This is a genomic window from Salifodinibacter halophilus, from assembly GCA_012999515.1.
Taxonomy (GTDB): Bacteria; Pseudomonadota; Gammaproteobacteria; order Nevskiales; family Salinisphaeraceae; genus Salifodinibacter; species Salifodinibacter halophilus.
In genome coordinates, this window is sequence record JABEEB010000695.1 from 1 (window position 1) to 238 (window position 238).

Consider the following 238-nt stretch of genomic DNA (forward strand, 5'->3'; position numbering starts at 1 on the left):
CTACAAGCGCGTGGTGGACTACAACGTCCGCATCCAGGTCAAGCCGGACGGTTCCGGCGTGATCACCGACGGCGTCAAGCTGTCGGCCAATCCGTTCGACGAAATCGCGCTCGAAGAGGCCCTGCGCCTGCGCGACAAGGGCATCGCCACCGAAGTCGTGGTCGCCACCATCGCCCCCGCCGACGCCCAGGCGCACCTGCGCAACGGCCTGGCGATGGGCGCCAACCGCGCCATCCAC

At 68.5% G+C, this 238-nt stretch carries 1 protein-coding gene; it reads left to right on the forward strand.

The annotated features are described in order from the left end of the window. On the forward strand, positions 1-238 hold a 238-nt coding region (locus HKX41_13345), incomplete at both ends, for an EtfB protein (GenBank protein NNC25120.1).